Source organism: Microbacterium sp. STRO-1N, from assembly GCF_057748015.1.
On record NZ_CM173234.1, the window covers coordinates 2,281,651 to 2,295,392 of the forward strand.

The 13,742-nt window shown below is 67.0% G+C and carries 16 protein-coding genes; 1 reads left to right on the plus strand and 15 read right to left on the minus strand.

Going from position 1 to position 13,742, the window contains the following annotated elements:
* Positions 1-66 precede the first annotated feature (66 nt).
* Positions 67-708, plus strand: coding sequence for a class I SAM-dependent methyltransferase (locus tag AC3ANJ_RS11035; protein ID WP_406250520.1), 642 nt, complete (start codon positions 67-69; stop codon positions 706-708).
* Between the two features lie 209 nt (positions 709-917).
* On the opposite strand, the gene AC3ANJ_RS11040 is transcribed toward AC3ANJ_RS11035, so the two are convergent.
* From AC3ANJ_RS11040 to AC3ANJ_RS11110, 15 genes are all read right to left on the minus strand, one after another.
* Positions 918-1,577, minus strand: coding sequence for an HAD family hydrolase (locus tag AC3ANJ_RS11040; protein ID WP_488316346.1), 660 nt, complete (start codon positions 1,575-1,577; stop codon positions 918-920).
* A 13-nt stretch (positions 1,578-1,590) separates the two neighbouring features.
* Positions 1,591-2,463, minus strand: a complete 873-nt coding sequence (gene dapF / locus AC3ANJ_RS11045; protein ID WP_488316347.1) for a diaminopimelate epimerase — start codon at positions 2,461-2,463, stop codon at positions 1,591-1,593.
* A 37-nt stretch (positions 2,464-2,500) separates the two neighbouring features.
* On the minus strand, positions 2,501-2,923 hold the full coding sequence (locus tag AC3ANJ_RS11050; protein ID WP_488316348.1) for a GNAT family acetyltransferase: 423 nt from the start codon (positions 2,921-2,923) through the stop codon (positions 2,501-2,503).
* The gene (locus AC3ANJ_RS11055) at positions 2,920-3,381 is read right to left on the minus strand and encodes an NUDIX hydrolase (protein WP_488316349.1); all 462 of its coding nucleotides are present in this window, start codon (positions 3,379-3,381) and stop codon (positions 2,920-2,922) included. The genes AC3ANJ_RS11050 and AC3ANJ_RS11055 overlap by 4 nt, the downstream gene beginning before the upstream one ends.
* A gap of 9 nt (positions 3,382-3,390) precedes the next feature.
* On the minus strand, positions 3,391-3,921 hold the full coding sequence (locus AC3ANJ_RS11060) for a dihydrofolate reductase family protein (RefSeq protein ID WP_488316350.1): 531 nt from the start codon (positions 3,919-3,921) through the stop codon (positions 3,391-3,393).
* A complete protein-coding gene (gene miaA / locus AC3ANJ_RS11065) occupies positions 3,918-4,826 on the minus strand; it encodes a tRNA (adenosine(37)-N6)-dimethylallyltransferase MiaA (protein WP_488316351.1) in 909 nt (302 codons plus the stop codon). Before miaA ends, AC3ANJ_RS11060 begins: the two co-directional genes overlap by 4 nt.
* Before the next feature lie 115 nt (positions 4,827-4,941).
* Positions 4,942-6,492, minus strand: a complete 1,551-nt coding sequence (miaB, locus tag AC3ANJ_RS11070) for a tRNA (N6-isopentenyl adenosine(37)-C2)-methylthiotransferase MiaB (protein WP_488316352.1) — start codon at positions 6,490-6,492, stop codon at positions 4,942-4,944.
* Positions 6,493-6,540: 48 nt separating this feature from the next.
* Positions 6,541-7,305: a regulatory protein RecX gene (locus AC3ANJ_RS11075; RefSeq protein WP_488316353.1), complete on the minus strand. Its 765-nt coding sequence runs from the start codon at positions 7,303-7,305 to the stop codon at positions 6,541-6,543.
* Positions 7,305-8,354, minus strand: a complete 1,050-nt coding sequence (gene recA, locus AC3ANJ_RS11080) for a recombinase RecA (protein ID WP_406249887.1) — start codon at positions 8,352-8,354, stop codon at positions 7,305-7,307. Before recA ends, AC3ANJ_RS11075 begins: the two co-directional genes overlap by 1 nt.
* A gap of 269 nt (positions 8,355-8,623) precedes the next feature.
* The gene (locus AC3ANJ_RS11085) at positions 8,624-8,848 is read right to left on the minus strand and encodes a DUF3046 domain-containing protein (protein WP_406249885.1); all 225 of its coding nucleotides are present in this window, start codon (positions 8,846-8,848) and stop codon (positions 8,624-8,626) included.
* A gap of 19 nt (positions 8,849-8,867) precedes the next feature.
* Positions 8,868-9,176 (minus strand): helix-turn-helix domain-containing protein, encoded by a 309-nt coding sequence (locus AC3ANJ_RS11090; RefSeq protein WP_406249884.1) that lies wholly within the window; start codon positions 9,174-9,176, stop codon positions 8,868-8,870.
* A 162-nt stretch (positions 9,177-9,338) separates the two neighbouring features.
* The gene (locus AC3ANJ_RS11095) at positions 9,339-9,821 is read right to left on the minus strand and encodes a CinA family protein (protein ID WP_488316354.1); all 483 of its coding nucleotides are present in this window, start codon (positions 9,819-9,821) and stop codon (positions 9,339-9,341) included.
* Entirely contained in the window at positions 9,818-10,399 is a 582-nt protein-coding gene (gene pgsA / locus AC3ANJ_RS11100; protein WP_488316355.1) for a CDP-diacylglycerol--glycerol-3-phosphate 3-phosphatidyltransferase, read from the minus strand. The genes AC3ANJ_RS11095 and pgsA overlap by 4 nt, the downstream gene beginning before the upstream one ends.
* Positions 10,399-13,125: a DNA translocase FtsK gene (locus AC3ANJ_RS11105; RefSeq protein ID WP_488316356.1), complete on the minus strand. Its 2,727-nt coding sequence runs from the start codon at positions 13,123-13,125 to the stop codon at positions 10,399-10,401. Before AC3ANJ_RS11105 ends, pgsA begins: the two co-directional genes overlap by 1 nt.
* Before the next feature lie 75 nt (positions 13,126-13,200).
* A complete protein-coding gene (locus AC3ANJ_RS11110) occupies positions 13,201-13,695 on the minus strand; it encodes a GNAT family N-acetyltransferase (RefSeq protein ID WP_488316357.1) in 495 nt (164 codons plus the stop codon).
* Positions 13,696-13,742: the final 47 nt, after the last annotated feature.

A 13,742-nucleotide genomic window follows, 5' to 3' on the forward strand; every position in this document is an offset into this window, starting at 1 on the left:
CCTGTTCTCTGTTTCTCACGTGGAGCGCCTTAACCTTAACCCCCACTGTCCGGTACGCTCGCCTCTATGGGGTCCGACCACTACTTCACTGCGGCCCCGGCAAGCCCCGAGAATCTGCGCACCATCGATGTGACGCTGGCCGGTCGGCCGGTCACGGTGACGACAGCTGGGGGTGTTTTCAGTCCCGAGCGGCTGGATGCCGGCACTGCAGTCCTCTTCGCCAACATGCCACCCGTACCGCCCGGTGGGGATTTCCTCGACCTCGGAGCCGGCTGGGGGCCCATCAGTCTCACCATGGCGATGCTGGCACCGCATGCCACCGTGTGGGCCGTCGATGTCAACGAGCGCGCGCTTGATCTTGTTCGGCGCAATGCCTCTGCTCTCGGGCTTGACAATATCAACGCGGTGCGGCCCGAGGATGTTCCCGCCGACGTGACCTTCCGCACGATCCGCTCGAACCCTCCCATCCGAGTCGGCAAGGACATCCTGCACGACATGCTCGAGCAGTGGATCCCCCGTCTCGATGAGCGCAGCGATGCCTGGCTCGTCGTGCAGCGCAATCTCGGCGCCGATTCGCTTCAGCGTTGGATCGCCGCGACGTTCCATCCGGGATACAGCGTGTTCCGCACTGCGACAGGCAAGGGATACCGGGTGCTCAAGGTTCGCAAGCACGGCACGCCGCCGACGGAACCGATCGACGTCGCCTGATCGGTAGGGCTCGAGCTCCGATGTCGGAGGCCCGGAGTCGAATGGACTCATGGCCGACGACGACCTCATCACCCCGGGCGGGCAGCGTGCGCTGCTCGACGACGTGGTGTCGACGCTGATCGGCGTCGAACGGACGGTCCATCAGCTCGAAGCGACGCGCGCGGCATAGAGGTCCTCGACCAGGTCTCCCGGTCGCGGCCATGGATCGGCTACAGACCGAGCAGCTCCGGAAGCCGAGCCATGTCGTCGAACACCGTGGTCTCCTCGCCCTCGAGCCACTCCCGAGGAGTGATCCCGCCCGCATACCCGAACGCCCGCATACCCGCCGCACGAGCCGCCGCGACGCCGAACCTGCTGTCCTCGATGACGACGCACGCCTCGGGAGCGACTCCCATGCGGACGGCTGCATGCAGGAAGAGGTCGGGAGCGGGTTTGCCGTTCTCGACATCCACCGCGCTGAAGATGCGCCCCTCGAACCGCGGGAGCAGACCGGTCATACCGAGGGTGCGGTCGAGCTTCTCGTACGAGCCGCTGGACGCGACGCACGTCGCCAGGGCCGGTCCGATGTGTTCGAGGGCTTCGACGACGCCGACGACGGCTTCGAGTTCGCGCTCGAAGACCTCGTCGTACAGATGCTGATACGGCGCTTCCCAATCGTCCGGGAGCTGAAGCCCGAGGTGCGCCTCGACCTCGGCGCGAAAATGCGCGGCCGAGCGTCCGACGAAACGATGCACGATCTCGCGCTCGCTCAGTTCCCATCCGAGATCTGCAAGCACCTCCCGGTCGACGCGTACCGCGAGCTTCTCGCTGTCGACGAGCACGCCGTCGCAGTCGAAGATCACCAGCCCGATCGGGCGCTCATCCCTCACGAACGCGGGGCACTCAGACCAGGTCGATCTCACCACGGAACACGAGCTGCGCAGGCCCGGAAAGAGCGACGTGCTCGCCATCTTCCGCCGGGAACATGCGCACGCCGAGCGTTCCGCCTGGTACCTCGACGCGCCAATTGTCAGGCGCCCGATCCCCTGCCCAGTGCCGCACGGCGAGGGCGGTCGCGGCGACTCCGGTTCCGCAGCTGAGCGTCTCGCCGACGCCGCGTTCGAAGACGCGCATCGACACGTGACCGATGCCGTCGCGCACCAGCGGCTCCCCGGGTACGACGAACTCGATGTTCGCTCCTGCAGGCAGCTGAGGATCGAGGATGGGCGCGTACTCGAGCTCGAGGCTGGAGAGTTCCTGATCGGAGGCGAGCGCCACCACGACGTGCGGATTGCCCACATCGATCCCGGTGCTGGGGCGTGCGATCTCGAGGCCGCGGGCCCGCACCAGCGGATCGGTTCCGGTCAGCTTCCAGCGGCCGAGGTCCACCTGATATCCGGTTTCGCTGCGCGTGACGTCGCGCACGCCGGCGCGCGTGCCGATCGGCAGCGTCGATCCAGGCTCTATCGACGCGAGGCCTGCGCGCACCAGGTAGTGCGCGAAGACGCGGATGCCGTTGCCGCACATCTCCGCGATCGAACCGTCCGCATTGCGGTAGTCCATGAACCATTCCGCGGCCGGTTCTTCGGCCAGCGACACAGCACCCTCGGCGATCGCGTTCGACCGCACGACGCGCAGCACCCCGTCGGCGCCGATCCCGAAGTGCCGATCGCAGAGGGCGGCCACCTGCTCGGGGCTCAGGTCGAGCTCGCCCTCGGGGTCGGCGATGATGACGAAGTCGTTGCCCGTACCGTGACCCTTGGTGAATGCGACCATGGCTCCAGTCTATTGACCGGCAGCTGTCGATCCCCGCTCAGTCGACGATCAGCCGCTTGCCGGTCATCCCGACGTCGAACTGCTCGTAGCCGTGGTGATCGTAGAACCCCATCGCCGTGGCGTTATCGGTGCGCACCATCAGCTGCACCTTCGGACACCCCATCGACAGCAGCCGTCGCTCCGCCTCGACAAGGAGCGCGCCGCCGATGCCTTCGCCACGCCGATGGGCGGCGCTGGCGAGGTAGTAGATCCAGCCCCGGTGCCCGTCGTACCCTGCCATGACCGATCCGACGAGATGGCCGGAGTCCTCGGCGACCAGAAACAGTTCGGGCTGCACCGTCAGTTTGCGTTCGATGTCCGCGTACGGGTCGTTCCACGGCCGAACGAGACCGACTTCCTTCCAGAGTGCCACCACCGCCTCGGCATCCGGCCGTTCGAACGGCCTGATCGCGAGGGTCATGGGGCGAACCCGAACGCCGAATCCATCGGCAGCTCACCCGTGCGCAATCCGGTCAGCACTGACTTCTCGTAGTCCGGCACCTCATCAGGCAGTGCATCCAGCGACCACCACCGGACATCGGCCGCTTTGTGCGGCTCCTGGATCGCCGGCTCGCCCTCCCAGGAGGTCGCGGTCCAGAACCATTCGACGCGCTGCTCACGCGGCGCGTCCGTGCCATCAGTGCGCTGCATGACCGTTGCGAGCGTCAGATCCGATGGGAGCAGGATCACGCCCAGCTCTTCGGCGGCTTCGCGAACCGCCGCATGCCTGGCGGTCTCACCGGGCTCGACGTGCCCGGCAGCACCGGCGACCCAGCAACCGTCCATGTAACCGGTGTTCTGGCGCAGCTGCAGGAGGACCTCCCGGTCCCTTCGCAGGAACACGTACGAAGCGGGGATGAGCGAGAAGGTGTGCGCCACCTCGACAGCCTATTCGGAAGAAAGAACCCGATATCGCCCGCAGAGGAAGTTCTTGTTGCGCGCGAACTCGACCATCTCGAGGTCGAGCGTGCGTGGCAGCACCGGCGCACCACCGCCCAGCGTCACCGGCGCATACTGCAACCAGACCTCATCGAGCAGACCGGCATCCGCGAACTGACCGGCCAGGTCTCCCCCACCCACGATCCAGAGGTCCTTGCCACCGGCGGCATCCAGCATGGCGGCATGGACCTCGCGGACGTCCGCCTGAGTGAAACGCACGTCACCCGCCTCCGGCGCTGTCAGCTCGCGATGCGTGAACACCCAGGTCGGCTGCTCGTAACCCCACTTGCCTTCCTCGTTCTTCATCACCCACTCGTACGTGGACGATCCCATCGCCAGCGCCCCGATGTTCTGGATGAATCCCGGATACGCCATCGGGCCCGATTCGTCGAAGTCCTGCTTGAGCAGCCAGTCGAGCGAGTGCTCGGGCGTGGCGATGAATCCGTCGAGGCTGGTGGCCGTGAAGTAGTGGGTGGTCATTCCCCCAGGATGTCACCGGCATCCGACATCGGCGAGATCCATTCGATCCCCGGATAGCGTTTGAACCAGGACACCTGACGTCGTGCATACCGGCGGGTCAACGCCTGCGTCTCAGCGATCGCCTCCGCTTCGGACTTCTCCCCCGCCAACTGGGCGAGAGCCTGCGCGTAGCCGATCGCTCTCCGAGCCGTGACACCGTCCTCGAGCCCGTGTGCACGAAGCGCGACGACCTCGTCGAGCATTCCCTGCTGCCACATCTGCTCCACCCGACGATCCAGTCGCTCGACGAGCTCCGGACGTTCGACATGCACACCGAGGATACGGGTGGGAGAATGCCACAGCGCCGGTGCATCCGGCAGGGCTGCCCCATGCGTGGCCTCGCCCTGCGCGAGGACCTCCAGCGCACGCACGATCCGCCGCCCGTTCTTCGGATCCACACGCGCGGCCGTCACGGCGTCCAGATCCTGCAGGCGCGCATACAGTGCACCGGCGCCGAAGGACTCGAGCTCGCGCTCCAGACGGCCGCGTACCGCGGCATCCCTCGGCGGGAAGCGGAAATCGAAGATCGCGCTGGAGACGTACAGTCCCGAACCGCCGACGAGGATCGCGTCCCCTCCGCGCGCATGGATGCCGGCGATCACGTCGCGCGCCAGCGGCTGATACCAGGCGACGGCCGCCTCGTCGGTCACCTCGCGCACATCGAGCAGATGGTGCGGGACGCCGCGACGTTGCTCGGGTAGCAGCTTGGCCGTCCCGATGTCCATGCCGCGGTACAGCTGCATCGCGTCGGCGTTGACGATCTCCGCAGGATTGCCGCGTGCGCGGAGCTCAGCGGCGAGTCGCAGGGCGAGATCGCTCTTGCCTGTTCCCGTCGCGCCGACGATCGCCCAGACCCGCGCATTCACGCGAGCATCCTTCCACAACGCACTGAGACCCCGTCGTGTCTGCGATTCCCCGTCGTGATCGTGCGAACACGGGGTGTCGCAGGCAGCACGGGGCCTCGGCGAGAGATCAGAGCGGTCACACTCCGACGCGCAGCGTCGGCAGACCCAGCGAGACCGCGCCGGACCCGCCGGTCGAACCGGATGCTTCCGGCACCGCGCAGGACTCGGCCTGCGCACGGTCCCACGCGTCTCCGCCGCGCGTGCGGCGGATCTGCAGTGGAGCACCGGTCGGGTCATCCGCGAGCAGGTGGAACGGCGCACCGTGCGTGACCGTCACGGTCACGACATCACCAGGACGCGGGATCTCGGATCCCTCGGTCACCTCGAAGTGCACGAGACGATTGTCTTCGGCGCGACCGGTCAGACGGTGCGTCTCGGCATCCTTCTTCCCCTCGCCGACCGAGACCAGCACGTCGACCTCGCGACCGACCTGATTCTGGTTCTCCTCCAGCGAGATCCGCTCCTGCAGGGCGAGCAGGCGGTTGTAGCGCTCCTGCACGACCTCTTTAGGAACTTGATCCGCCATGGTCGCCGCGGGCGTCCCCTCGCGGATCGAGTACTGGAACGTGAACGCGTTGGCGAAGCGCGCCTGCTCCACGACCCGCATGGTTTCTTCGAAATCCTCGTCGGTCTCGCCGGGGAATCCGACGATGATGTCGGTCGAGATCGCCGCGTTGGGGATCCGCTCGCGCACCCGATCCAGGATGCCGAGGAACTTCTCGCTCCGGTACGAGCGGCGCATGGCCTTGAGGATGCGGTCGCTGCCGGACTGCAGCGGCATGTGGAGCTGGGGCATCACCGCAGGCGTCTCCGCCATCGCGGCGATCACGTCATCCGTGAACGCGGCGGGGTGCGGGCTGGTGAACCGGATGCGCTCCAGACCATCGATCTCGCCGGCCGCGCGCAGCAGCTTGCCGAAAGCCTGACGGTCGCCGAACTCGACACCGTAGGAGTTCACGTTCTGACCGAGCAGGGTGACCTCGATCGCTCCGTCTTCGACGAGCAGACGGATCTCGTTCAGGATGTCGCCGGGGCGCCGGTCCTTCTCCTTGCCGCGCAGGCTCGGCACGATGCAGAACGTGCAGGTGTTGTTGCAACCGACCGAAATCGACACCCAGCCGCTGTGCGCCGAGTCCCGCTTGGTGGGAAGCGTAGAAGGGAAGACTTCGAGCGACTCCAGGATCTCGAGCTCGGCGTCGCCGTTGTGGCGAGCCCGCTCCAGCAGGCCGGGAAGCGACCCCATGTTGTGCGTGCCGAAGACGACGTCCACCCAGGGCGCCTTGTCGAGCACCGCATCCTTGTCCATCTGCGCCAGGCAGCCGCCCACGGCGATCTGCATGCCCTCGTGCTTGTCCTTGCGGCTCTTCAGGTGCCCGAGAGTGCCGTACAGCTTGCCTGCCGCGTTGTCGCGGACGGCACACGTGTTGATGATGACGACGTCGGCCTCTTCGCCGGATGCGACCTTGACGTACCCGGCGCTCTCGAGGGACCCGGAGAGCCTTTCGGAGTCGTGCACGTTCATCTGGCATCCGAAGGTTCGCACCTCATAGGAGCGCTGCCGTCCATCGACGTCGACAGCCGCAGAGGAAGGCGCGATGATCGTCGGTTCGCTGCGCGGAGTAGTCATGATGACTCCATTGTACGAGCGACCGGTCGACACCGAGCTCTTCAGGTATCAGTCGGAGTCGACGAACCTCACGCCGCCGCTGGAAGCGCCGGAACCGGACTCGGCCAGCGCCGCCTTGGCCGCCTTCATCGCCACCGCGCCGTTGTAACCTCGACGGGCGAGCTGACCGATCAGGCGCCGCAGAGCGGTGTCGTTGTCGAGCCGCGCGAGCGACCTCGCCTTCGTGCGGGCGAATTCCAGCGCGCGTTCCGCATCATCATCCGGCAGTTCGTCGAGAGCGGCGTCTATGACGTCGCGCGTGAGGCCGCGCTGTGCGAGAGCACGACTGAGCGCGACTCGCCCCTGGCCCTTGCGCTCGACCCCGGAGGTCACGAGGTGACCTGCGAGGATCGCGTCATCGAGATAGCCGCGGCGGCAGAAATCGTCGATGACATCGTCGATCTGCGCAGCGTCGACGCGCTGTCCCTGTGATTCGTAGCCCTTCAGCACGGTGCGCGCCTCGGCGATCGAGAGCGAGCGTGACCGCAGCTTGCGCACGAGCACTTCTTCGGCCTGCTCGCGGATCCTGCCCGGATCCACACCTTCGCTCTCACCCCCTTCGCCGTCGGCCGTGGTGGCCTCGTGCGGGCGCAGCGCTCTCAGTTTCGGCGTCGCGCGTGCCTGCCCGCCGTGAGCCGGATGCTGTGCGCTCGGCGTGCCGGCATCCGCATCGTCTTCGGCTACGGAAGGCGACGAGGGCTTCGTCTGCGCATCCCGACCGAAGAGCGGGATAACGGGGGCGAGGTTCTCCTCGCCCCCGATCTCACCGGTCATCAGGCCGGACGACGCTGGGCGAGCTCGTCCGCAGCCTCAGGAGCAGCCGCGGCACCGCCGATGCCCAGCTTCTGCTTGATCTGCGTCTCGATCGTGAGCGCGATGTCGGGGTTGTTGATGAGGAACGTACGCGCGTTCTCCTTGCCCTGACCGAGCTGGTCACCGTCATAGGTGTACCAGGAGCCCGACTTCTTCACGATGCCGTGCTCCACGCCGAAGTCGATCAGGCTGCCCTCCCGCGAGATGCCGATGCCGTAGAGGATGTCGAACTCCGCCTGCTTGAACGGCGGTGCCATCTTGTTCTTGACCACCTTGACGCGCGTGCGGTTTCCCACCGCTTCGGTGCCATCCTTCAGCGTCTCGATACGACGGATGTCCAGTCGCACGGAGGCGTAGAACTTCAGCGCCTTACCACCCGCGGTGGTCTCGGGCGAACCGAAGAAGACACCGATCTTCTCACGCAGCTGGTTGATGAAGATCATGGTCGTGTTGGTCTGATTGAGGCCACCCGTGAGCTTGCGGAGCGCCTGCGACATCAGACGCGCCTGCAGTCCGACGTGCGAGTCGCCCATCTCTCCCTCGATCTCCGCGCGGGGAACGAGCGCTGCGACGGAGTCGATGACGACCAGGTCGATCGCACCGGAGCGCACGAGCATATCGGCGATCTCCAACGCCTGCTCTCCTGTATCGGGCTGCGACACGAGCAGTGCATCGATGTCGACGCCGAGCTTCTTCGCGTAGTCGGGGTCGAGGGCATGCTCTGCGTCGATGAACGCCGCGATGCCGCCGGCGCGCTGGGCGTTCGCGATCGCGTGCAGCGTCAGCGTCGTCTTACCGGAGGACTCGGGACCATAGATCTCGATGATCCGGCCGCGCGGCAGACCGCCGACACCGAGTGCGACGTCCAGGGCGATGGAGCCGGTGGGGACGACTTCGACAGGAGCTCGGTCGTCGCTGCCCAGTCGCATGACCGAGCCCTTTCCGAACTGACGGTCGATCTGGGCGAGGGCCGATTCGAGGGCCTTCTCGCGGTCTGCGGGTGATGGCATGACGTGCTCCTTCTGCTCGCGCTGTTGCCGCCTGTAGGCTGTCGCGGCCTCCCCTGGCTGGGTCGACTCTCCGACAAGGCGTATGGCTTTCGGCCATGTCCCCCACGGTAGGTGGGGCCTCCGACATCGCGTCGCAGGGTCCCGGGAACTGTGGACAACAAAGGGCTGATCACCACTTGTGCAGAACGATACGCGCATCTCGAACACATCTTCGACGACACGCCGACCGAGCTATCGAAGATCGCTACGCCACGCGCGCTGATCGAGGCTCAGCGCTGACGCGGCTCCAGGCGCCCCGCACCATGGCGGCGTTCGAGCGGCACATCCGTCTCCGCGCAGAGCGCGAGCCAGATCTCGCGCGGCGGCACGCCGGCCGCGAGCGCCTCGGACGCCGTCCGCGAGCCGACCTCGCCGAGCACCAGGTCATTCACCAGCGTCGCTGATCGCGCACCGAATTCGGCGTCCACGGCACGCAGGAACTCACTTCGTCGCATCGAACGGATCAGTCCGAGTTCAGTGCAACGAGAGCTCGGGCTCCATCGAGGCCACCAGGTCGTCCGGAACGACGTCCGGGAACACCTGCAGGCCCTCGATCACCGAGATGCGGTCGCCGACCTCGCGCATGATCGTCGAAATGGGAACGTCGAGCGCTTCGGCGACCGAGGCGAGGATCTCGCTCGAGGCCTCCTTCTGACCGCGCTCCACCTCGCTGAGGTAGCCGAGCGCGACGGAGGCCTTGCTGGCCACCTGACGGAGCGTGCGCCCCTTCTGAAGGCGGAAGTCCCTCAGCACATCGCCGATCTCCTGGCGTACAAGAATCATCGGAACCTCCTCTCGTTCCCGGTCGTCGAGTTCGACGCCGAGCGGATCGCCAGTCTAACCCGACCGGCTGAAGAAAAAACTAGTGTTTCTGTCTGTGGTTCAGTTGTGAGCACGGCATCCTGAGCATTCAGCACGACAGGTACAACCGACGAGGAGCTCGTCCTATTCCTGAAGGGCGCGCAGCGTCGCCGAGATCGCGGCATCGACGGACTGCCGACGGATCTCCTCCCGATCGCCGCCGAACCGGAAGGCGACCGAATGGGTTCCGGCCGGAGTCGCGACGCCGACGTGAACGGTTCCGACGGGCTGTCCGTCCGGCGAAGCCGGGCCTGCGATGCCGGTGGTCGAGATGCCGACATCCGCATCGCGGCCCGCGACTGCGACAGCCGTGCGCACGCCGTCGGCCATCTGCTCCGCCACACGAGGATGCACCGGTCCGTGCTCATCGAGCAGGCCGGCATCCACGCCGAGCAGCGTGTGCTTGACCGGCGTCGCGTAGGAGACCACAGCGCCGTTGAGGACCGCCGAGGCCCCCGGTACCGCCACGACTGCCGAACTCACCGCTCCCCCGGTCAGCGACTCTGCGATGCCGAGAGTCCAGCCGCGTTCGCTCAGCAGCGCCACCAGATCCGCTGCGCTGCTCACGATCGGCCCGCCGATCGAGCGCCCCTCAGCTGCGCGGCGACATAGTCGATGCCGCTGAGAACCGTGAGCAGCAGCGTCGCGTACATCAACACATCGCCGATACCGGTCCACCAGTCCATTCCGATGAACTCGTGCAGCGGCAGCAGCCACCAGCCCAGCGTCACTCCCTGCAGCGCCGTCTTGACCTTGCCCATCCAGGCGGCGGCCACGATGTGCTGCTTCGCCACGATGAAGCGATGCACCGTGATGCCCCACTCCCTGAGGAGGATGACGATCACGACCCACCACGGCCACTCGCCGAGGATCGCGAGGCCGACGAAACCGGCGCCGGTCAGCAGCTTGTCGGCGATGGGATCCCACAGCTTGCCGAAGTCGCTGACGATGTCGTACTTACGAGCGAGGTAGCCGTCGACCCAGTCCGTCGAGATCGCGATCACGAACAGCCCCCCGGCGATCCACCGCATGACGATGTCGCCGGAACCGTACGTGCCGCCGAGCAGCAGCAGCACGAAGAACACCGCGGCGAGCGGGATGCGCGCGATCGTGATCGCGTTCGGCAGCTGGCGCGGGATGGCCATCAGTCGCGACCCGTCAGGCCCCAGGCGTCTTCGTCGCCCTCGGCCTCCTCGACGGGCAGACCTCGGAACTGCTCCTCGATCGGATCGTGCTCCGCCGCGTGCGGCACGGGAGACGATGCTGCCGCCGACGGCGCGGATGCCGGAGGCTCATCGCCTCGGATATGCGCAAGGACCTCGGGCAGCTGCTCAGCCGTCACCAGCACGTCGCGTGCCTTGGATCCCTCGGATGGCCCGACGATCTCGCGCGACTCCAGCAGGTCCATGAGGCGACCCGCTTTGGCGAATCCGACGCGCAGCTTCCGCTGCAGCATCGAGGTCGATCCGAACTGGGACGAGACGACGAGCTCCGCGGCGGCGAGCAGGACCTCGAGATCGTCGCCGATGTCCTCGTCGATCTCCTTCTTCTTGCCCTCCACGGCCTCTGCCACGTCTGGACGGTACTCGGGGCGGGCCTGCGCAGTCACGTGCTTGACGACCGCGTCGATCTCGCTCTCGTTCACCCACGCGCCCTGCAGACGGAACGGCTTGGAGGATCCCATGGGCGAGAACAGCGCGTCACCCTGCCCGATGAGCTTGTCGGCACCGGGCGAGTCGAGGATGACGCGGCTGTCGGTGACGCTCGTCACGGCGAAGGCGAGGCGCGATGGCACGTTCGCCTTGATGAGGCCGGTGACGACGTCGACGCTCGGCCGCTGCGTCGCCAGCACCAGGTGGATGCCGGATGCGCGGGCGAGCTGCGTGATGCGGACGATCGAGTCCTCGACGTCGCGCGGCGCCACCATCATGAGGTCGGCGAGCTCGTCGACCACCACGAGCAGATACGGATAGGGCTTGAGGACCCGTTCGCTGCCGACGGGCACCTCGACCTCGCCGGCGCGGACGGCACGGTTGAAGTCGTCGATGTGCCGGAAGCCGAACGACGCGAGGTCGTCGTACCGCATGTCCATCTCCTTCACGACCCATTGCAGCGCCTCTGCGGCCTTCTTGGGGTTCGTGATGATGGGGGTGATCAGGTGCGGCACGCCCGCGTAGCTGGTGAGCTCCACCCGCTTCGGGTCGATGAGCACCATCCGCACGTCCGCCGGCTTGGCGCGCATGAGCAGGCTGGTGATCATCGAGTTCACGAAGCTCGACTTACCGGAACCGGTGGAACCGGCGACGAGAAGATGGGGCATCTTGGCCAGGTTCGCGACGACGATGTTGCCGCCGACATCCTTGCCGACGCCGATGGTCATCGGGTGAGTGCTCTTCTGCGCCGCCGATGAGCGGAGCACGTCGCCGAGCGCCACCATCTCCTTGTCGGCGTTCGGGATCTCGATGCCGATCGCGCTCTTGCCGGGGATCGGCGAGAGGATGCGGACATCGTTCGACGCGACGGCGTAAGCGAAGTTGTTGCTGAGCTGCAGGATCTTCTCGACCTTGACGCCGTGCCCGACTTCGACCTCGTACTGGGTCACCGTCGGCCCCCGCGAGAAGCCGGTCACCTTGGCATCCACCTTGAACTGCGTCAGCACGTTCGTGATCTGCTCGATGACGCGGTCCGTCGCCTCCGAGCGCACGACGGGAGGCGGACCCTCGGCGAGCACGGAGGGCGGCGGCAGGTGATAGGGCGCGACAGGCGCCTGGCGTCCACGGTCGCCCGATCCCTCGGTGCCGAACCCGTCGAGGCCGGGGAGCTCCGGCTGCTCTCCGGTGTCACCCGTATCGTCCATGAGGGCGGTGGACTGCTGCTCGGAGAGCATCGCCGTGAGCGCTTCGACATCGGTCAGGACCTCGGTCGCGGCATCCTGCGGATCGGCGACCACGACCGCCTGATCGTACGCAGGGGTCGCCCTGGTCGGGGCCGTCTGGGTCGGCAGCAGCTCGGTGAGATCCTGCGAACCGACCGTCGTGTCCGGATCCTCTTCCCGTCCGGTCTTGTTCCGACGCCACCACGGCAGCACGTCCGGGTCATCGGTCTTGTCGGCGTCGTCGACAGCCGACGGCTCCTCCGTCGGCTTCTCGGGCCGTTCGGCGTCGAACATCCAGGCGTACAGGTCGCCGAGACGGCGCCCGATCCGGTTCGGCGGAGTCTTCGTGAGGATCAGGATGCTGAGCACGATCAGCAGGCCGAGCACGACGTAGGCCACGATCGGTGTGAGGTACGCCAGCGGCTCCCCCAGCATCCATCCGAACAGGCCGCCCGATGCGCTCAGCGCCGGCATTCCGTCTCTCGGCTGCGGCTGCCCGCCCGCGACGTGGCAGATCCCGGCGATCGACAGGACCATCAGTGCGAAGCCGATGCCGATGCGCCCGTTGTCGTGCACGGACGACGGATGCCGGAACAGCCAGCCCGCCAGCAGAAGCAGCAGCACGGGCATGAGGAACGCCGTGCGTCCGACGAGCCCGCCCACGGTGTAGGCGCTGATGGTCTGCGCGACCTCGTTCCCGATGAAGAACCACTCATCGACGGCGCCGAGGCACGCGAGCAGGACGAGGAACAGCGGGAAACCGTCCCGCCGATCATCCTTCTCGAGCGTCTCGGGACCGAACGCCCGGAACAGACCGCCGACGCCGTGCGCCAACCCCGTCCAGGCGCGGACGATGAGGGGCGGCTTGTCGGCATCGTCGATGTACTTCTTCGGCGCCGGTGCGGCCTTCGACGACGACCGCGATCCCGTCTGCCGCTTCGAGCGCGCCGAAGCGCTCTCGGACGCGCGCTGGGTCTTCGTGGTACTCCTGGCCATGTCCTCTACGGTATTGCCGGGGTCCGACATTTCCCCGCAGTGACGCGGCATTCCGCGGGATCACGGCGCGACAGCTCATCCGAGCCGATGCACCATCGTCTGCCGGAGCAGGCCGTTCCCCGTGGTCACGAATCCTTCGCCGCGATACAGCGCCGCCGCGTGGTTGTCCCGCTCGACGCTGAGGCTGATCCGTCTGTGTCCCTGCGCACCGGCATGAGCGACGAGGGCGCGCAGCAGCGTTCGGCCGACGCCTTGTCCGCGCCAGATCGGCCGGACGCCGATGATGAGCTCAGGGACCCCAGTGCCGATGTAGCCGAATCCGGGGTCGTTCTGCGGAAGCATCCGGTACCAGGCCGCACCGATCGGCACGCCGGAATCCTCGACGGCCACGAATCCGGCATCCCCCGGCCGCATCCATCCCGCGATGTACCGGCGGTGCTCCGGGGAGCCGACCACCTCGTGACGCGGCCGCGCACCGCCGGCGCGCCAGTTCGCCGCCTCTACGACCATGTCGGCGAGGAAGGCGGCGTCCGCCTGGACCGCCGGGCGGATCTGATGCGGGTCCGACATGACAGGAGCGTATTGGGCCCCTGTTACGTCGTGATGTCGCTCAGCCG